Origin of the sequence: Pseudomonas sp. GM_Psu_1, assembly GCF_026544185.1 — a bacterium.
Lineage (GTDB): Bacteria > Pseudomonadota > Gammaproteobacteria > Pseudomonadales > Pseudomonadaceae > Chryseomonas > Chryseomonas oryzihabitans.
The window spans coordinates 26246-45046 of record NZ_JALNUX010000017.1; the positions used below are offsets into that span (position 1 = coordinate 26246).

At 66.5% G+C, this 18801-nt stretch carries 17 protein-coding genes; 7 read left to right on the top strand and 10 right to left on the bottom strand.

The features are described from left to right. Positions 1 to 64: 64 nt before the first annotated feature. From soxG to glyA, 5 genes are all read right to left on the bottom strand, one after another. Complete coding sequence (gene soxG, locus OXS31_RS21270; protein WP_007160039.1) at positions 65 to 694, bottom strand: sarcosine oxidase subunit gamma family protein; 630 nt, start codon at positions 692 to 694, stop codon at positions 65 to 67. A 15-nt stretch (positions 695 to 709) separates the two neighbouring features. Further along, a complete protein-coding gene (locus OXS31_RS21275; RefSeq protein ID WP_144954859.1) occupies positions 710 to 3730 on the bottom strand; it encodes a sarcosine oxidase subunit alpha in 3021 nt (1006 codons plus the stop codon). After that, positions 3727 to 4026, bottom strand: coding sequence for a sarcosine oxidase subunit delta (locus OXS31_RS21280; protein ID WP_017639232.1), 300 nt, complete (start codon positions 4024 to 4026; stop codon positions 3727 to 3729). Before OXS31_RS21280 ends, OXS31_RS21275 begins: the two co-directional genes overlap by 4 nt. 11 nt (positions 4027 to 4037) lie before the next feature. After that, positions 4038 to 5288, bottom strand: coding sequence for a sarcosine oxidase subunit beta family protein (locus tag OXS31_RS21285; RefSeq protein WP_017639231.1), 1251 nt, complete (start codon positions 5286 to 5288; stop codon positions 4038 to 4040). A 79-nt stretch (positions 5289 to 5367) separates the two neighbouring features. Then, positions 5368 to 6621: a serine hydroxymethyltransferase gene (gene glyA, locus OXS31_RS21290; RefSeq protein WP_074583431.1), complete on the bottom strand. Its 1254-nt coding sequence runs from the start codon at positions 6619 to 6621 to the stop codon at positions 5368 to 5370. Positions 6622 to 6835: 214 nt separating this feature from the next. On the opposite strand from glyA, the gene OXS31_RS21295 reads away from it, so the two are divergent. Both OXS31_RS21295 and OXS31_RS21300 read left to right on the top strand, forming a co-directional pair. Next, positions 6836 to 8194, top strand: coding sequence for a PAS domain-containing methyl-accepting chemotaxis protein (locus OXS31_RS21295; protein ID WP_144954856.1), 1359 nt, complete (start codon positions 6836 to 6838; stop codon positions 8192 to 8194). Positions 8195 to 8275: 81 nt separating this feature from the next. Further along, entirely contained in the window at positions 8276 to 8704 is a 429-nt protein-coding gene (locus OXS31_RS21300) for a universal stress protein (RefSeq protein ID WP_007160045.1), read from the top strand. 58 nt (positions 8705 to 8762) lie between these two features. On the opposite strand, the gene OXS31_RS21305 is transcribed toward OXS31_RS21300, so the two are convergent. After that, positions 8763 to 9542 carry an exodeoxyribonuclease III gene (locus tag OXS31_RS21305; RefSeq protein ID WP_007160046.1) on the bottom strand — a complete coding sequence of 260 codons (780 nt, stop codon included), beginning with the start codon at positions 9540 to 9542 and terminating at the stop codon, positions 8763 to 8765. A gap of 80 nt (positions 9543 to 9622) precedes the next feature. Between OXS31_RS21305 and pyrE the strand changes: the two genes are divergently transcribed. From pyrE to OXS31_RS21325, 4 genes are all read left to right on the top strand, one after another. After that, complete coding sequence (gene pyrE, locus OXS31_RS21310) at positions 9623 to 10264, top strand: orotate phosphoribosyltransferase (RefSeq protein WP_007160047.1); 642 nt, start codon at positions 9623 to 9625, stop codon at positions 10262 to 10264. 17 nt (positions 10265 to 10281) lie between these two features. Continuing rightward, the gene (locus OXS31_RS21315; protein ID WP_144945640.1) at positions 10282 to 10878 is read left to right on the top strand and encodes a DUF4124 domain-containing protein; all 597 of its coding nucleotides are present in this window, start codon (positions 10282 to 10284) and stop codon (positions 10876 to 10878) included. 146 nt (positions 10879 to 11024) lie between these two features. Then, entirely contained in the window at positions 11025 to 11690 is a 666-nt protein-coding gene (locus OXS31_RS21320; RefSeq protein ID WP_027600434.1) for a GntR family transcriptional regulator, read from the top strand. Between the two features lie 15 nt (positions 11691 to 11705). Beyond that, complete coding sequence (locus OXS31_RS21325; protein WP_027598633.1) at positions 11706 to 12557, top strand: DUF1989 domain-containing protein; 852 nt, start codon at positions 11706 to 11708, stop codon at positions 12555 to 12557. 60 nt (positions 12558 to 12617) lie between these two features. Here OXS31_RS21325 and argB read toward each other — a convergent pair whose 3' ends face one another. The 4 genes from argB to coaBC all read right to left on the bottom strand — a co-directional run bounded on the left by argB (position 12618) and on the right by coaBC (position 17873). Beyond that, a complete protein-coding gene (gene argB, locus OXS31_RS21330) occupies positions 12618 to 13520 on the bottom strand; it encodes an acetylglutamate kinase (RefSeq protein ID WP_007160051.1) in 903 nt (300 codons plus the stop codon). Positions 13521 to 13594: 74 nt separating this feature from the next. Continuing rightward, positions 13595 to 14989: a phosphomannomutase/phosphoglucomutase gene (gene algC / locus OXS31_RS21335; protein ID WP_197027426.1), complete on the bottom strand. Its 1395-nt coding sequence runs from the start codon at positions 14987 to 14989 to the stop codon at positions 13595 to 13597. 1212 nt (positions 14990 to 16201) lie between these two features. Further along, positions 16202 to 16657 carry a dUTP diphosphatase gene (gene dut, locus OXS31_RS21340; protein ID WP_027598635.1) on the bottom strand — a complete coding sequence of 152 codons (456 nt, stop codon included), beginning with the start codon at positions 16655 to 16657 and terminating at the stop codon, positions 16202 to 16204. Next, entirely contained in the window at positions 16650 to 17873 is a 1224-nt protein-coding gene (coaBC, locus tag OXS31_RS21345; protein ID WP_144954850.1) for a bifunctional phosphopantothenoylcysteine decarboxylase/phosphopantothenate--cysteine ligase CoaBC, read from the bottom strand. Before coaBC ends, dut begins: the two co-directional genes overlap by 8 nt. A gap of 135 nt (positions 17874 to 18008) precedes the next feature. Here coaBC and radC point away from each other — a divergent pair, with 135 nt between their 5' ends. Continuing rightward, positions 18009 to 18683 carry a DNA repair protein RadC gene (gene radC / locus OXS31_RS21350; protein WP_144954847.1) on the top strand — a complete coding sequence of 225 codons (675 nt, stop codon included), beginning with the start codon at positions 18009 to 18011 and terminating at the stop codon, positions 18681 to 18683. Positions 18684 to 18801: the final 118 nt, after the last annotated feature.

An 18801-nucleotide genomic window follows, 5' to 3' on the forward strand; every position in this document is an offset into this window, starting at 1 on the left:
CACAAAACCCGACCTGCGCCTCACGCAGGTCGGGTTCGAGAGAACGACTGGACGCAGCGACCGGTCAGGCCTCGATGCGCAGTCCGTACTCGGCGCTCGCGTCCTGCAGCCACAGCCAGACGTAGTCGGCGAAGCTGCGTCGCACCACCAGCTCCCAGGTGTCTTCCGCGGTATGGCGGATCATCAGCTGGGACTTGGCGAACACCGTCCCCACCGCCTTGCCCACCGGGAAGTTGCTCGGATGGACATCGTAGGAGGTGGACTTCATCAGCACTTCACGCACCTTGGGGCCCTTGAGCTCGACCAGGGTCTGGCCACCGCCGACGTTGACGATGGCGACATGGCGCTCGCCCAGGGCCTGGCGCAGGGCCTGCTCGGTGGCGAACTCGCTGCCACCGGGCACCACCAGCAGCCACTCGTCCGGGCCGAGCCACTGCAGCGAGCTCTCGCCCTTCTGGGTGATTGCCAGGGGACCGGGCACTTCCAGGCCGACCACACTCTGCACCGCGCCGGTGAAGCCTTCGTCGTGGGCGTCGCCACGGATGACCAGATGCCCCAGCAGGGCCCGCTCGCGCAGGGTCACCCCGGCGGTGGCCGGGCCGCGGCCGGCGAGCTTGTTCAGCTCGGCGTGGAACAGCGGGGATTCGGCGCGCGCCGTGGCGGAGTATTGGTCGTAGACATTGATGTTGTTCATGGGGCGCTATCCTCGTTAGGCGACGTTCTGCCGCTCACCCTTGGGGTCGTAGAACACCGGCGAGACGATCTCGGCAGCGATGTAGCGGCCATCGGCCAGCGGGGCGTAGACGGTCTGGCCCATGCGGCCCAGGCCACCCTTGACCATGGCCATGGCGAAGCCGTAGCCCAGGGTCGCGCTGTGGTAGCTGGAGGTCACGTGACCGACCATGTCCATGGGGATCGGCTGGTTGCGCTCGAACACCAGTTGCGCACCTTCCGGCAGGACGTCGCGGGCATCCAGGGGCTTGAGGCCGACCAGCTGCTTGCGATTCTCGCGGACGCAATCCTGGCGATGCATGCCGCGCTTGCCGATGAAGGAGAAGCTCTTGTTCAGGCTCACCGCCCAGCCCATGCCCAGGTCCTGGGGCGTGACCGAACCATCGGTGTCCTGCCCGATGATGATGAAGCCCTTCTCCGCCCGCAGCACGTGCATGGTCTCGGTGCCATAGGGGGTGAGGTCGAATTCCTTGCCCGCAGCGACCACCTGCTCCAGCACGCCCATGGCGTAGTTGGCCGGTACGTTGATCTCGTAGGAGAGTTCGCCGGTGAAGGAGATGCGGAACACCCGCGCCGGTACCCCGCCCACCTGGCCTTCCTTCCAGGCCATGAAGGGGAAGGCGGCGTTGTCCAGATCGATGTCGGTCAGCTTGGCCAGCAGCTTGCGGCTGTTGGGACCGGACAGGGTCAGGGTCGCCCAGTGGTCGGTGACCGAAGTGAAGTACACCTCCAGCTCCGGCCATTCGGTCTGGTGGTACAGCTCCAGCCATTCGAAGACGCGCGCGGCGCCGCCGGTGGTGGTGGTCATCAGGAAGTGGTTGTCGGCGAGACAGGCGGTGACGCCGTCGTCGAAGACCATGCCGTCTTCCTTGCACATCAGGCCGTAGCGGGCCTTGCCGATGTCCAGCTTGGTCCAGGCGTTGGTGTAGACGCGGTTGAGGAATTCCCGCGCGTCCTTGCCCTGGATGTCGATCTTGCCCAGGGTGGAGGCGTCGAGCAGACCGACGCTGCGGCGTACGGCCAGGCACTCGCGGTTGACCGCGGCGTGCAGGTCCTCGCCCGCCTTGGGGAAGTACCAGGGGCGCTTCCACTGGCCGACGTCCTCGAACAGGGCGCCCTGCTTGAGGTGCCAGGCATGCAGCGCGGTGTAGCGCTTGGGCTCGAACAGGTGGCCGCAATGCCGTCCAGCGATGGCGCCGAAGGTGATGGGCGTGTAGTTCGGGCGGAACATGGTTGTGCCGACTTCCGGGATGGCCTTGCTCTGCACCCGGGCGGCGATGGCCAGGCCGTTGATGTTGCCCAGCTTGCCTTGGTCGGTGCCGAAGCCCATGGCGGTGTAGCGCTTGACGTGCTCGATGGACTCGAAGCCCTCGCGGCAGGCCAGCTCGATGCCGGCGGCGGTCACGTCGTTCTGCAGGTCGACGAACTGCTTGGGGGCCCGCGACGACGGCTTGTCGTGGGGCACCTGGAACAGCGCCAGACTCGGCTCTTCCTGACGGAATTCGGCCTGGGGCAGCTCGCCGCTGACGACCTTGGCACCGGCTTCGGCCGCGGCGGTGGCGCCGGCCTCGAAACCGTCGGCCAGGACATCGCCCAGGGCGAAGACGCCATTCACGCCACCGGCGCAGAGGCGCTTCTGCGGCGCCGGACCGGGCACGAAGGCCTGGATGTCATCACGCCACAGCGGACGACCGCCCAGGTGCGAGGCCAGGTGGACCACCGGGCTGTAGCCGCCGGAGGTGGCGATGAGGTCGCAGTCCAGCCACTCGCCGCCACCCAGGGTGCGGAAGGCGGTCAGGTCGATGGTGGCGATCTTGGCCCCGGTCACCCGGGTGTTGCCGCGGGCTTCGCTCACGGCGGTACCGCCCATGACGCGCACGCCACGCTTGCGCACTTCCTCGACCCAGGCGCCGCGGGGGTTGGGCCGCGCATCGGCCACGGCCACCACCTGGCGACCGGCTTCGAGCCAGTCCAGGGCCACGCGGTAGGCGTAATCGTTGTTGGTGGACAGCACCAGGCGCTGGCCCGGGGCCACCGCATAGCGGCGGATGTAGGTGGACACGGCGCCGGCCACCATGTTGCCCGGCAGGTCGTTGTTGGCGTACACCAGCGGCCGCTCGTGGGCGCCGGTGGCCAGCACCACGCGGGTGGCGCGGACACGGTGCAGGCGCTGACGCACCTGGCCATGGGGCGCGCGATCGCCGAGGTGATCGGTGAGTCGCTCGTGGATGGTGAGGAAGTTGTGGTCGTGGTAGCCGTTGACCGTGGCGCGCGGCAGCAGCACCACGTTGTCCAGGCCCTGCAGCTCGGCGACGGCCTTGGCGGCCCAGTCGGCGGCCGGGGCGCCGTCGAGACGCTCGCGGCTGTCCAGCAGGCTGCCACCGAATTCTTCCTGTTCGTCGGCCAGGATCACCCGGGCGCCGCTGCGACCGGCGGCCAGGGCCGCGGCCAGGCCGGCGGCGCCACCGCCCACCACCAGCACGTCGCAGTGCTGGTTGAAGTTGTCGTAGGTATCCGGATCGACCTGGGTCGGCGCCCGGCCGAGGCCGGCGGCCTTGCGGATGTACTTCTCGTAGGTCATCCACAGGTTCTGCGGATACATGAAGGTCTTGTAGTAGAACCCGGGCGGCATCATCTTGCCGCCGACCTTGCCGAGGATGCCCATGAGGTCGTTGTTGACGCTCGGCCAGCCGTTGGTGCTGGCGGAGACCAGGCCCTGGTACAGCGCCTGCTGGGTGGCCCGCACGTTGGGCACCTGGGTGGCCTCGGTGGCGCCGATCTGCATGATGGCGTTGGGTTCTTCGGCACCGGCGGCGACGATGCCGCGCGGCCGGGAGTACTTGAAGCTGCGGCCGATCACGTCCACGCCGTTGGCCAGCAGGGCCGAGGCCAGGGTGTCACCCTTGAAGCCCTGGTAGGTCTGACCGTTGAAGGTGAAGGTGATGGCCTGGCTGCGGTCCAGGCGACCGCCCTGGGTGAGTCGATGGACCTGGCTCATGTGCGCTCTCCTCGCTCGGCGGTGAAGCGGGGTTGCTCGCCGATCGGATAGGTTTCGAGAATTTCGTAGGTCTCGGTGTTACGGGTCGCGTTGAAGTACTGGCGGCAGCCCGAAGCGTGGACCCACAGCTCGTGACGCAGGCCGCGCGGGTTGTCGCGGAAGAACATGTAATCGCCCCACTCCGCGTCGCTGCAGGCCTCGGGATCCAGCGGACGCGGGATGTGCGCCTCGCCGGCGGCGTGGAATTCTTCTTCGGAGCGCAGTTCCCCGCAGTGGGGGCAATGGATGTACAACATGCTCGGGCTCCTTAGTGCGCGACGGCCGCTGCGCCGTGTTCGTCGATCAGCGCGCCGGTGTGGAAACGGTCGATGGAGAAGGGCTTGGCCAGCGGATGCATCTCGCCGGAGGCGAGCGACGCCGCGAAGACGTTGCCCGAGCCCGGGGTGGCCTTGAAGCCGCCGGTACCCCAGCCGCAGTTGAAGAACAGATTTTCCACCGGGGTCTTGGAAATGATCGGGCAGGCGTCGGGCGAGGTGTCGACGATGCCGCCCCACTGGCGGTTCATGCGCACCCGCGAGAGGATCGGGAACATCTCGACGATGGCCTGCAGGGTGTGTTCGATCACCGGGTAGGAGCCGCGCTGGCCGTAGCCGACCCAGCTGTCGATACCGGCGCCGATCACCAGGTCGCCCTTGTCGGACTGGCTGATGTAGCCGTGCACCGCGTTGGACATGATGACGCTGTCGATGATGGGCTTGATCGGCTCGGACACCAGCGCTTGCAGCGGGTGGGATTCCAGCGGCAGGCGGAAGCCGGCCAGCTTGGCCATGTGCCCGGAGTTGCCGGCGGTGACCACGCCGACGCGGCGGGCGCCAATGAAGCCACGGTTGGTTTCCACGCCGATCACCTTGCCGTCCTGCTTGCGGAAGCCGGTGACCTCGGTCTGCTGGATCAGGTCGACGCCCAGGGCGTCGGCGGCGCGGGCGAAGCCCCAGGCCACGGCATCGTGACGGGCCACGCCGCCGCGGCGCTGCACGGTGGCACCAAAGATCGGGTAGCGGGTGTTCTTGCTGCAGTCCAGGTAGGGGATCTCTTCGGCCACCTGGCGGGTGTCGAGCAGTTCACCGTCCACGCCGTTCAAGCGGTTGGCGCTGACCCGGCGCTCGGAATCGCGCATGTCCTGCAAGGTGTGGCAGAGGTTGTAGACGCCACGCTGGGAGAACATGACGTTGTAGTTGAGGTCCTGGGACAGGCCCTCCCACAGCTTCATGGCGTGCTCATAGAGGTGCGCCGATTCGTCCCACAGGTAGTTGGAGCGGACGATGGTGGTGTTGCGCGCGGTGTTGCCGCCGCCCAGCCAGCCTTTCTCGATCACCGCGACGTTCTTCACGCCGAATTGCTTGGCGAGGTAGTAGGCGGTGGCTAGGCCGTGACCGCCACCGCCGACGATGACCACGTCGTACACCGGCTTGGGCGTCGGGGTGCGCCACATCCGCTGCCAGTTCTCGTGATGGCTCAGGGAGTGCTTGAAGAGGCCGAAGCCGGAATAGCGTTGCATCTGGAGACTCCTGCAGACGACGCCCCTTTCCGCAAAGGGGGAAAGGGGTTGGATAAGGGTTGCGTCAGGCGCGTGGCGACTAGCGGTAAACCGGGTAGTCGCGGCACAGCGCGGCCACCTGGCGCGCCACCTGGGCTTCCACATCGGCATCGCCGAGGTGGTCGAGGATGTCGCAGATCCAGCCGGCGACGCGTTCGCTTTCGCTGACGCCCAGGCCGCGGGTGGTCAGGGCCGGGGTGCCGATGCGCAGACCCGAGGTCACGAAGGGCGACTGGGGATCGTTGGGCACGGCGTTCTTGTTCACGGTGATGCAGGCGCGCCCCAGGGCGGCGTCCGCGTCCTTGCCGGTGATGCCCTGCTTGATCAGGCTTACCAGGAACAGGTGGTTGTCGGTGCCGCCGGAGACCACGTCGAAGCCGCGGGCCTTGAACACGCCGGCCATGGCCTGGGCGTTCCTGATCACCTGCTGCTGATAGGTCTTGAAGCCCGGCTCCAGGGCTTCCTTGAAGCACACCGCCTTGCCGGCGATGACGTGCATCAGCGGGCCGCCCTGAGCCCCTGGGAACACCGCGGCGTTGAGCTTCTTCTCGATGTCGGCGTTGGCCTTGCACAGGATCAGGCCGCCACGGGGGCCGCGCAGGGTCTTGTGGGTGGTGGTGGTCACCACGTCGGCGAAGGGCACCGGGTTCGGGTAGACCCCGGCGGCGACCAGACCGGCCACGTGGGCCATGTCGACGAACAGGTAGGCACCCACGCTATCGGCGATGTCGCGGAAGCGCTGGAAGTCCAGGGTCTTGGAGTAGGCGGAGAAACCCGCCACGATCATCTTGGGCTTGTGCTCTTCGGCCAGACGCTGGATCTCGTCGTAGTCGATCAGCCCGGTGTCGGTGTCGATGCCGTACTGTACGGCGTTGTAGAGCTTGCCGGAGGAGCTGACCTTGGCACCGTGGGTCAGGTGACCGCCGTGGGCCAGGCTCATGCCCAGGATGGTGTCGCCAGGCTGCAGCAGCGCCAGGTAGACAGCCGAGTTGGCCTGGGAACCGGAGTGCGGCTGGACGTTGGCGTAGTCGGCGCCGAACAGCTGCTTGGCGCGCTCGATGGCCAGCTGCTCGACCTTGTCGACATGCTCGCAGCCACCGTAGTAGCGCTTGCCCGGATAGCCTTCGGCGTACTTGTTGGTCAGCACGCTGCCCTGGGCTTCCATGACGCGCTGGCTGGTGTAGTTTTCGGACGCGATCAGTTCCAGGTGATGCTCCTGGCGCCGCGCTTCCTCGCCCATGGCGGCGAACAACGCATCATCGTAGCCCTGGATTTGGTCCTGCTTGCTGAACATCGCGGCGCTCCTAAAGTCTGTGGCGGTGAAAACCACCCCCTTGGCCGCGATGGTAGGCCCGGCCCCAGACCCCAAGATGCCTGTTTACGCCCCGGGCCGGCGCGTTTGCGACAGCCACTCAACGGCCGAGTTCTGCCGTTCGCCGGGTGCCATCAAGTCGCTCCGATCCGCGCCGATAGGCTGACTACCTCTCCCCCGGCCAGCGAGTTCTGCCATGTTCAATGCGCACCACAAGAAGACCATCGCTCGGCTGGAGGCCGAGTTGCACGCCAACCAGGGCCTGACCCAGGCGCTGGAGCGGTCCATGGCGGTGATCGAGTTCGATCCCGACGGTACCGTCCTGCGTGCCAACGACAACTTTCTCCGCCTGACCGGCTATCGTGCCGACACCCTGGTCGGTCAGCACCATCGCCGGCTCTGTCCGGCCAACGTGGTGCAGGGTCGCGACTATGGCGATTTCTGGGCCCGCCTTAAGCGCGGCGATTTCGTTTCCGGCACCTTCCAGCGCCTGGACGCCCAGGGCCGTACCCTCTGGCTGGAAGCCAGCTACAACCCGGTGCCCGACAGCAGCGGCAGGATTGCCAAGGTGGTGAAGTACGCCCTCGACGTCACCGCCCAGGTCGAGCGCGACAGCGAAGCCCAGAGCAACCTCAAGGCCTTGGACCGCGCCCTGGCGCGCATCGAATTCGACCTGGACGGGCGCATCCTCACGGCCAACGACAATTTCCTGGCCACCCTGGGCTACAGCCTCAAGGAGATCCAGGGCCAGCAGCATCGCCTGTTCTGCGAGCCGGCCCTGGTCAATAGCAGTGAATACGCCGACTTCTGGCGCCGCCTCAATGCCGGCGAGTTCTTTCGCGGCCAGTTCAAGCGGCTGGGCAAGCACGGCCGGGTGGTCTGGCTGGAGGCGAGCTACAACCCGGTGTACGACGCCACCGGTCGGCTATACAAGGTGGTCAAGTACGCCAGCGACATCAGCGAGCGGGTGGAAAAGCACGAAAGCGACAGCCGCAGCGCCTCGCGGGCCTATCACATCTCCGCCGAGACCGAGAAGGTCGCCGAGCACGGCACCCGGATCATCCAGGCGGCCGCCGGCGAGATGCGCGAGATCGCCCACAACGTCAGCGCCTCCGCCGAGGTGATCGGCCAGCTGGGACAGCGCTCCGAGCAGATCACCGCCATCGTCAACACCATCCGCGGCATCGCCGACCAGACCAACCTGCTGGCGCTCAACGCCGCCATCGAGGCCGCGCGCGCCGGTGACCAGGGGCGTGGCTTCGCCGTGGTCGCCGACGAGGTCCGCCAGTTGGCGGGACGCACCAGCGGCGCCACGGCGGAGATCGCCGAGATGATCGGGCGGATCCTGAGCGAGACCCAGCAGGCGGTCGCCAGCATGGAAAGCACCCAGGGTCGAGCGGTCAAGGGCGTCGAGCTGGCCGACCAGGCCGGTGCGGTGATCGTGCAGATCCGCGATGGCGCCAGCGACGCCGTGGAAGCCGTGAGCATGTTCGCCAGCAAGCTGGACGAATCCGAGGTGATTCCCAAGGGCGCGCGCAACTGGGTGGGGCATTGAGGCCGCGGGCTTGATCGGGATCAAGCGTCCCTGACAGCCAGGGTCTAGCATGAAGGCATACCCCTCTCGTGGAGATGCCCCATGCACAATGTCCTGGTCGCCTACGACGGTTCCCCCAGCGCCGACAACGCCCTGCGCTACATCCTCGACCTGGTGAAGGCCGGGCTGTCGCTGGAGCTGCACCTGCTCAACGTCCAGAACGAGCCGGAAATCTACGGCGCGCCCTTCGACGACCGCATCCTGCGCGAATGGCGCGGCAGCCTGCAGGACAAGGCCGAAGACATCCTGGTCCGGGCGCGCCCGGCCCTGCTCGAAGCCGGTATCGAGGCCCAGACCCACGTGGGCTTCGGCGGCATCGCCGAGACCATCGGCGAGACGGCGCGGCGCCTGCAGGTAGACACCGTGGTCATGGGCACCCGCGGCCTGGGCTCGCTCAGCGGCCTACTGCTCGGCTCGGTGGCCCATCGCGTGGTCCATCAGGTGCCGCTGCCAGTGATCCTGGTGAAATAGTCGCCCAACAAAAAACCAGCCCGCGGGCTGGTTTTTTCGTTTCGGAGCAGCGTCTGGATCAGATGCTCAGGGTCCAGTCGTAGTCGACGATCAGCGGCGCGTGCTCGGAGAAGCGCGGTTGCCGCGGCAGGCGCGCCGAGCGGACGAAGCGGCGCAGACCCGGGGTCAGGATGTTGTAGTCGAAGCGCCAGCCCAGGTTGAGGTGCTCGGCCTGGTCGCTGTCCGGCCACCAGCTGAACTGGTCGCCTTCGCGGCTCACTTCGCGCAGGGCATCCACATAGCCCATGTTGCCGATCACCTCGTCCATCCAGGCCCGCTCGGGCGCCAGGAAACCGGGGATCTGCTGGCAGTCGCGCCAGTTCTTCACGTCCTGCTTCTGGTGCGCCACGTACAAGGAGCCGCAATAGATGTACTCGCGACGCTTGCGGCGCTGCTTGTTCAGGTAGTGGGTGAAGTCGTCCATGAACTTGAATTTCATGTTCAGGTCTTCGTCACCGCGCTTACCCGAGGGCAGCAGCAGGCTGGCGATGCTGACCTTGTCAAAGTCCGCCTGCAGGTAGCGACCGAAGCGATCGCAGGACTCGAAGCCCAGACCGCTGATCACCGCCTTCGGCTGGACCCGCGTATAGAGCGCCACCCCGCCCTGGGACGGCACTTCGGCGTCGCAGGCATAGAGGATGTAACCCTCCAGCGCATAGGCCGGATCGTCCATGTCGTAAGAAGAGGCGCGCGTATCCTGCAAGCAGATCACGTCGGCATTCTGCGCCTTAAGCCAGGGCAACAGGCCCCGCTCCACAGCGTCCTGAATACCATTGACGTTCAAGCTGATGATCCGCATAAATGGCCCCCAAAAAATCGTGGATGTATGATACCCGAGCTAAACCGGTTTAGCTAAATACAAGCCGCGCAAGGACTTATATGCAGGCGTATCAGCGTAATTTCATTCGTTTCGCCATCGAGCGCGGAGTTCTGCGCTTTGGTGAATTCACCCTGAAATCGGGTCGTATCAGCCCCTATTTCTTCAACGCCGGCCTGTTCCACAGCGGTGCGGCCCTGGCCCAGCTCGGCCGTTGCTATGCCGATGCGCTGGTGCAGGCCAACCTGCCCTTCGATGTGCTCTTCGGCCCGGCCTACAAGGGCATCCCCCTGGCCGCGGCCACGGCGGTGGCCCTGGTCGAGCACCACGGCCGCGACGTGCCCTGGTGCTTCAACCGCAAGGAAGCCAAGGACCACGGCGAAGGCGGCCTGCTGGTGGGCGCGCCCCTGACCGGTCGGGCGCTGATCATCGATGATGTCATCACCGCCGGCACCGCCATCCGCGAGGTCATGCAGATCATCGAAGGCCAGGGCGCCAGTGCGGCCGGGGTGCTCATCGCCCTGAACCGCCAGGAGCGCGGCCGCGGCGAATTGTCGGCCATCCAGGAAGTCGAGCGCGACTACGGCATTCCGGTGCTCAGCATCGTCGCCCTGGATCAGGTGCTCGAATACCTGGCCGAGGACGCCGAGCTCAAGCGTCACCTCCCCGCCGTCCAGGACTATCGCGCTCAATACGGCATCTAGCCCCAGGAGAGACGGCCATGGTCGTACGTCGCGCCGCTGCCAGCCTGTTGCTCATCGCCCTGCCGCTGGCCGGCCAGGCGGCCGAGCTGTACCGCTATCTAGACCGCAACGGCACCCTGGTCATCGACCGCCAGGGCGTGCCGCCGGAATACGCCGGCAAGGGCTATGACGTGCTGAACGAACAGGGCCGGGTAATCCGCAAGGTCGCCCCGGCCCTGCCCGCCGCCGAACTCGACCGCCAGGCACGCGAGCGCCAGCAGGCCGTGATCGATGGCCAGCTGCGCAAGCTCTACAGCAATGTCGAGGACGTCGATCGCGCCAAGGCGCGCAAGCTGACGGAGCTCGATGGCCTGATGCAGATCAAGAAGGCTAACCTTGAGGCCGCACGCCAGCTGCAAAGCCAGTTGATGGAGCAGGCGGCGGTACAGCAGCGCAACGGCCAGGCGCTGCCGGCGGACCTCCAGGCCCGCCTCGACGCCGCGGCCGCCGATCAGGTGCGTCTGCAAGCCGACCTGCAGCGCTACGCCGAATTGCGCACCAGCACCAGCGCAGCCTTCGACGCCGATCGTGCGCGCATGCAGCGACTGGAAGCGGCTCAGGCCACGGATCGCTAGCCTTTCTGCGTTCACTGCCGGCGGCCCCCTCCGCCGATGGCCTGCTGGGCGGCACGACAAGGTTGCCGCCTCTTCACGCCATATTCTGGCACGTACCGTGCAATTCGATTTTCTACGTATTGTTGAACAATCGGGCGTGAAGACCTATGAGCGGCAAAGACGCAGGCGCGCTGTCCCTGGGGGCTCAACTGCTGCTGGAAATGCGCGAAGACATCATCGGCGGTCGCCTGCTACCCGGTACGGCGCTGGTCGAGGCTGAACTGGTCAAGGCCTACAACGCGTCGCGCAACACCATTCGCGAAGCCCTGCACCAGCTGGATCGCGAGGGCCTGGCCACCTATGTGCGGCACAAGGGGGTGATGGTGCGGCGCCTGGGCCTGGCCGAGGTGCGCGACCTCTTTACCGTGCGCCGCACCCTGGAACTGCAGGCCATCCTCACCAGCCGCCCGCTGCGCGAATACCAGTCCGATCGGATGCTGGACGCCCTGGAGGCCGCCGAACTGGCGCAGTCGCGTGAAGACTGGCGCGCCCTCGGCACCCATGGCCTGCATTTCCATCAGCACATCGTCGGCCTGCTGGGTAGTCCGCTGTTCGATGAATTCTTCGCCACCGTCGCCGCCCAGATACGCCTGCTGTTTTCCCTCGCGCCCGACGAGGAGCACTTCCAGCGGCCCTGGATCATCCGCGACCGCCAGATCCACGACCTGCTCGCCGCCGGACAGCGCCAGGCGGCGGCCGAAGCCATGGCCAGCTATCTCGACGATTCCGAAAACCGGCTGCTGGATCTGCTGAGCGCAGCCAGGCCGCTCTGACCGAGGAGACCTCCCATGTACAAGGACTACCCCGCCGCCTACCAGTCCACCCAGGGTTCCGCCCTGCAGGTCGACCAGGCCTTTTACGATCGCCTGCGCGAGGACAAGGACGCGCGTACCCTGATCGAGCAATTCGAGATCCCGATCCGCACCGGTCGCGCCTGGAAGGTCCCGGCGGGCCATCTGTTCCGCGTCACCACCCCGCACGGTCCCCAGGTGGGCGACTTCAACGTCTGGAACGCCGAGGATCCCCGCGAGCGCATGTGGGCCGCGCGCACCCGGCAACTGCAGGGCGCCCACGTCAGCACCTACGACCGCCTCTGGTCGAACCTGCCCTTCCTGCGTCCGCTGTTGACCATCACCGACGACAGCCTGGCCGGCTACGGCATCGACGAACACGGCGGCCGCCTGCATGACCTGCTCGGCACCCGCTGCGATCCCTACGTCAACAAGATGCTCACCGGCGAGGACTTCCACCACCACTGCCACTCTAATCTGACCCGCGCGGTGCTGCCCCACGGTCTCACCGAATTCGATGTCCACGACGTGCTGAACATCTTCCAGTGCACCGGCCTCAACCATGACGACCTCTACTTCATGAAGGCCTGCCCGGCCAAGCCCGGCGACTACCTGGAATTCTTCGCCGAGATCGACGTGCTCTGCGCCCTGTCCACCTGCCCGGGCGGCGATCTGTCCCTGGCGATGTGGGGTCCTGACGCCGAGGACCCGCTCAAGGTCTGCCGCCCGCTGGGCGTGGAGATCTACCGGGTCGAGGAGGCGTTGCTGCAGGGTTGGGAATCGCCCAAGCGGGCGGCCTACAACGGCCAGCATGGCCTGACCCTGCCCAAGGCCAGCTGGGAGCAGTGAGTCCGGGCCTGCAATGAAAACGGCGCCCTGGGGCGCCGTTTCTGGTCCGACCGAAAGCGCTCAGCGCTTGCGGTTGGAGATCAGGGTACCGACGCCGACGTCGGTGAAGATTTCCAGCAGCACCGCGTTGGGCACCCGGCCATCGATGATGTGGGCGCTCTGCACGCCGCCCTGCACCGCTTCCAGCGCGCAGCGGATCTTTGGCAGCATGCCGCCGTAGATGGTGCCGTCGGCGATCAGCGAATTGACCTGCTCGGTGGACAGCCCGGTGAGCACCTGGCCCTGCTTGTCCATCAGACCGGCGATGTTGGTCAGCAGCATAAGCTTCTCGGCCTTGAGTGCCTCGGCCACCTTGCCCGCCACCAGGTCGGCGTTGATGTTGTAGGACTCGCCGTCCGGACCCACACCGATGGGCGCGATGACCGGAATGAAGTCGCCGCGCACCAGCATGTTGATCAGGTCGGTGTTGACCCCGGTGACCTCGCCCACATGGCCGATGTCGATGATCTCCGGCTTGGTCATTTCCGGCGTCTGCCGGCTGACCTTGAGCTTGGTGGCGCGGATCAGGCCCGCGTCCTTGCCGGTCAGGCCGATGGCCTTGCCGCCATGGCGGTTGATCAGATTGACGATGTCCTTGTTGACCTGGCCGCCCAGCACCATCTCCACCACGTCCATGGTCTGGGCGTCGGTGACGCGCATGCCATCGATGAAGTGGCTTTCGATGGACAGGCGCTTGAGCAGGTCGCCGATCTGCGGACCGCCGCCGTGCACCACCACCGGGTTGATGCCCACCGCCTTCATCAGCACGATGTCACGGGCGAAACCGGCCTTGAGCTCGTCGCTCTCCATGGCGTTGCCGCCGTACTTGATCACCAGCGTCTTGCCGACGAACCGGCGGATATAGGGCAGCGCCTCGGACAGCACCTCGGCGACGTGCGAGGCATCCTCGCGGCTCAGGGTCATGGCTCACCTCTCAAGGTCGACATAGAAAAGACAAAGGGCGCCTAGGCGCCCTCTGTGCTACCGCTGACCCGAGGTCAGAACGGCAGATTCAGATCCGGCTGTACCGCCAGCAGCTGCTTGCGGAACACCGTCTTGATGCGCTCCAGCTCTTCGAGGGTTTCCGCCTCGAAGCGCAGCACCAGCACCGGCGTGGTGTTGGACGCACGCACCAGGCCCCAACCGTTCTGGTAATCGACGCGGACGCCGTCCAGGGTGGTGATCTGGGCATCGCCCCACTGGGCGTCGCGCTGCAGGGTTTCGATGATGCCGAACTTGTTCTCTTCGGTCACCTGGATATTGATCTCCGGGGTGGAGATGTCTACCGGGAAGGTATCGAACACCTGTTGGGCGCTGTTCTTCTCCTGGCTGAGGATCTCCAGCAGACGCACGGCGCTGTAGATGCCGTCGTCGAAACCGAACCAGCGCTCCTTGAAGAACACGTGGCCGCTCATCTCGCCGGCCAGCAGCGCGCCGGTTTCCTTCATCTTCTTCTTGATCAGCGAGTGGCCGGTCTTCCACATGATGGGACGACCGCCGTAGCCGGCGATGAGGTTGTTCAGGCGACGGGTGCATTTGACGTCGAAGATGATGTCGGCGCCCGGGTTGCGGGAGACCACGTCCTTGGCGAACAGCATCAGCAGCTGGTCGGGATAGATGATCTTGCCTTCGTTGGTCACCACGCCTACGCGGTCGCCGTCGCCGTCAAAGGCCAGGCCCAGGTCGGCACCGGTTTCCTTGACCTTGGCGATCAGGTCTTCCAGGTTCTCGGGCTTGCCCGGATCCGGGTGGTGGTTGGGGAAGTTGCCGTCCACCTCGCAGAACAGCGGGATGACCTCGCAGCCCAGGGACTCGATCAGCTGGGGCGCGTTGACCGCGGCGACACCGTTGCCGGCGTCCACCACCACCTTGAGCTTCTTGGCCAGCACCACGTCGTTGCGGATGTAGTCGGCGTAGCTCTTGAGCACGTCGACCTGCTTGATCTGGCCCTGGCCGCTGGCCACGTCACCGGTCTCGATGCGCTCGCGCAGACGCTGGATGGATTCGTTGGCCAGGGTCTCGCCGGCGATGACGATCTTGAAGCCGTTGTAGTCCGGCGGGTTGTGGCTGCCGGTCAGCATGACGCCGGACTTGCCTTCGAGCACGTTGGCGGCGTAGTAGAGCACCGGGGTCGGCACCATGCCGACATCGCTGACATTGGCGCCGCTGTCGGCCACGCCCTTGATCAGTTGGGCGACCAGCTCGGGGCCGGACAGGCGGCCGTCACGGCCGACGGCCACGTTGGGCTCGCCACGTGCCAGGCTCTCCGAGCCGATGGCGCGCCCGATCCAGTAGGCGGCTTCGGCGGTCAGGGAGTCACCCACCACGCCACGGATGTCGTAGGCGCGGAAGATGCTGGCGTTGAGTTGGGGGGCTTGCGGGGTAGTGCTCATCGGGGGTTTCTCCAATCCCAGGAGATCCTGGTCTTCGTCGAGGATACTGATATCGAGGATGTCGGTGGTCTGGAACAGCGGCTCGCTCTGCTGAGAGCGGCCCCTGTCGGCAAACTCCGCCAGGGTCTTGGCCACCGCATCGCTGGGAGCGGTGGCGTACAGGTCCGGCGACGACCCGGCCGATCGGCTGGCCAATCGGGCCGTCGACTTGGCCACGGGTTCCATTACCGCCAGGCGCAAAGTCGGGCTTTTGGCTATCTGATTGGCTTCTAGTTCCTCGGCATAGGCCGTCAGACTGCGGACGTCGTCACGGAGCCGGCGTGACAGCTCCCGGGAAAACAGCCAAAAGCCCGCCAGCACGCCAAACAGCGCCAGCAGCAGCGCCACCAGGGGGATACCCAAGGGCGTATCGGCGCCGGCCTCGGCGGCGGGTGCCAGCTCCAGCGTCCAGAGTGGGCTGCCGGTGGCGAGCCGCCGCATCAGCGCTGGATCACCCGGGCTGCCGCCACTGGCCAGCACCTGCACGCTGCCACCGGGAAATTGCTGCAGCAGGCGCCACTGGCCGACGTTCGCCGGTGGCGTGGCCCAGCCCTGCAAGACGGCCGGGAGTTCTTCCACCAGTACGGCGCTGCCAAGCAGTTGATCGCCGCGGCGGATGGGTTGGGCGCTGTAGACCAGCCAGCGATCGCCCAGTCGATAGGCTTCCGGCGGGGTCCGCTGGCCGCTTTCCAGGCGCTTGAGCAAATCGAGGGCGGCATAGTTGAGGGGGCCGGGACGATCGTCTTCGATCTGGCGCATGCCGGCCGGCACCACCAGCACGTCGACCACGCCGAGGCGCTCGCGCAGCTGGCTTTCCGCCGCCGCGCGCGCCGCCGGATCGTTGCCCTGCAGGGCCTGCAGCACCAGGGCATCCCCGGCGACACCCTGCAGCCGGCGGGTCAGGCCGACCAGCAGCTGATTGAGGGAGGTCGCCTGCGCCTGCAGCGCCTGGTCCGCCTGCTGCTCCTGGTTGCGCGCGCCCTGCGGCTGCAACACCAGGAACCACAGCAGCAGCGCGGCCAGCAGCAGGCCGGCGAGCGCCAGCAGCAGTCCCGCGCCCATGCCGGGCAAGCCAGCGACCCGCGGGGCCGCCTTGCGCACATCCTTGTCGTTCTTGCCCCTTGCCATGCCGTTCTTCTCCTTTATGTCACGGCGCGCCTTGCGTGTCTGGCGTCAGCGGGTACCGGAGTGGCCGAAGCCGCCAGCGCCCCGCTCGGTCTCGGTAAAGCTGTCGACGATATCGAAGTGTGCCTGCACCACAGGTACGAGCATCAGCTGGGCGATACGTTCGCCCACGCTCACGGTGAAGGTGGTCTGGCCGCGATTCCAGCAGGAGACCATCAGCTCGCCCTGGTAGTCCGAGTCGATCAGGCCGACCAGGTTGCCCAGCACGATGCCGTGCTTATGGCCCAGGCCCGAGCGCGGCAGGATCAGCGCCGCCAGCGATGGATCGGCCACATGGATGGCGAGCCCGGTGGGAATCAGCGCGGTCTGCCCCGGCTCCAGCACCAGATCCTCCTGCAGCATGGCGCGCAGGTCGAGGCCGGCCGAGCCGGGGGTGGCGTAGGACGGCAGCGGGAAATCGCGCCCCAGGCGCGGGTCGAGGATCTTGGCTTGAAGGCTATGCATGGTTCGGGGTGGTGTCTTTCAGGTGGGTGGAAATCAGGGCGATGAGCTGCCGGGCGATCTTGCCCTTGCTGGTCTGCTCGAAGCGGATCTCGTGCAGGCCACGGTCGATCACGGTGACCGCGTTGTCTTCGCTGTTGAAGCCGATGGCTGGATTGGCCACGTCGTTGGCGACGATGAGATCGAGATTCTTGTCGCGCAGCTTGCGCTGGGCGTACTCCAGCAGATTCTGGGTTTCCGCGGCGAAGCCGACGCTGAAGGGCCGATCCGGGCGCCCCGCCAGGGTGGCGAGAATGTCCGGATTGCGCACCAGCTCCAGCAGGAGACCGTCACCGCGGGTGGGGTCCTTTTTCAGCTTGTGCGGCGCGATGACCTCGGGGCGATAGTCCGCCACCGCCGCCGAGGCGATGAGCACGTCGCAGGGCATCAGCGCCTCGCAGGCGGCCAGCATGTCGCGGGCGCTGATCACGTCGATACGCTCGACGCGATCGGGGGTCGGCAGGTGCACCGGGCCGCTCACCAGGCTGACGCGCGCGCCCGCCTCCGCCGCCGCTTCCGCCAGGGCGAAGCCCATGCGGCCGGAACTGTGGTTGGTGATGTAGCGCACCGGGTCGATGTTTTCCTGGGTCGGGCCGGCGGTGATGACCACGTGGCGGCCGGTCAGGTCGAGGCGCTGGAAGCAGTCGGCGGCGAGCTGGGCGAGGTCATTGGCCTCCAGCATCCGGCCGGGACCAACGTCGCCACAGGCCTGGCTGCCGCTGGCCGGACCGAACAGCTTGATGCCACGGCTGCGCAAGAGCTCGGCATTGGCCTGGGTGGCCGGATCGCGCCACATGGCCTGATTCATGGCCGGTGCCAGGGCGACCCGGGCATCGGTGGCCAACACGATCGTCGTGAGCAGATCATCCGCCACGCCCTGGGCCAGGCGCGCCATGACATCGGCAGTGGCCGGCGCGACCAGCACCAGATCGGCCCAGCGGGCCAGCTCGATATGCCCCATGGCCGCTTCGGCGGCCGGGTCCAGCAGATCCAGATGCACCGGCAGACCCGACAGTGCCTGCAGGGTCAGCGGCGTGATGAATTCGCGACCGCCGCGGGTCAGCACCACCCGCACTTCGGCGCCCTGATCCTTGAGTCGGCGCACCAGCTCGGCGCTCTTGTAAGCGGCGATGCCACCTCCGACGCCCAGCACGATGCGTTTACGATGGAGCCGCTGCATATAGCCTTTCCGTTCTCGAACCGTCTAGAACGGGCATCGCACGGCCAATCGAGGCCTGCGCGCACCCGCGAATGATCCGGTTAAGATAGCACAGCGCCTGCAGGACGCAGGCGCCCCGCCAGACAAGGAGCGCCCATGAGCATCAAGGATTGGCCGGCCCAGGAACGGCCGCGGGAGAAACTGCTGGAACAAGGCGCCCAGGCCCTCACCGACGCCGAACTGCTGGCGATCTTCTTGCGCACCGGCGTGGCCGGCAAAAGCGCGGTGGACCTCGCCCGCCAGCTGCTTGGGGAATTCGGCAGCCTCAGGGCCCTGCTGGAAGCCGATCTCACCGCCTTCAGCGCCCACCTCGGCCTCGGCCCGGCCAAGTTCAGCCAGTTGCAGGCGGTCCTGGAGATGGGCCGCCGCCACCTGGCCGAAGGCCTCAAGCGCGACTCGGCCCTGGAAAGCCCGCAGCAGGTCCGCGACTATCTCAAGGCCCGCCTGCGCCACGAACCCCACGAGATCTTCGGCTGCCTGTTCCTCGACACCCGTCACCGGGTGCTGGCCTTCGAAGCCCTGTTCCACGGCACCATCGACGGCGCCAGCGTCTACCCCCGCCAGGTGGTCAAGCGCGCCCTCGCCCACAACGCCGCTGCCGTCATTCTGACCCACAACCACCCCTCCGGCGTCGCCGAACCCAGCCAGGCCGACCGCCTGCTCACCACCCGACTCAAGGACGCCCTGGCGCTGATCGATGTGCGGGTGCTGGATCATTTCATCGTGGGGGATGGGGAGCCGCTGTCGATGGCGGAATATGGTTGGCTTTAATAGCTTCGCGAACAGGCAAGCCCGGCCCAACTTAAAATATAACTTTATAGTTGTGACTTATCATATCTTTTAAAACTGACGATGACTGTCAGGTTTTCACAGTTAGTTCGGACAATTT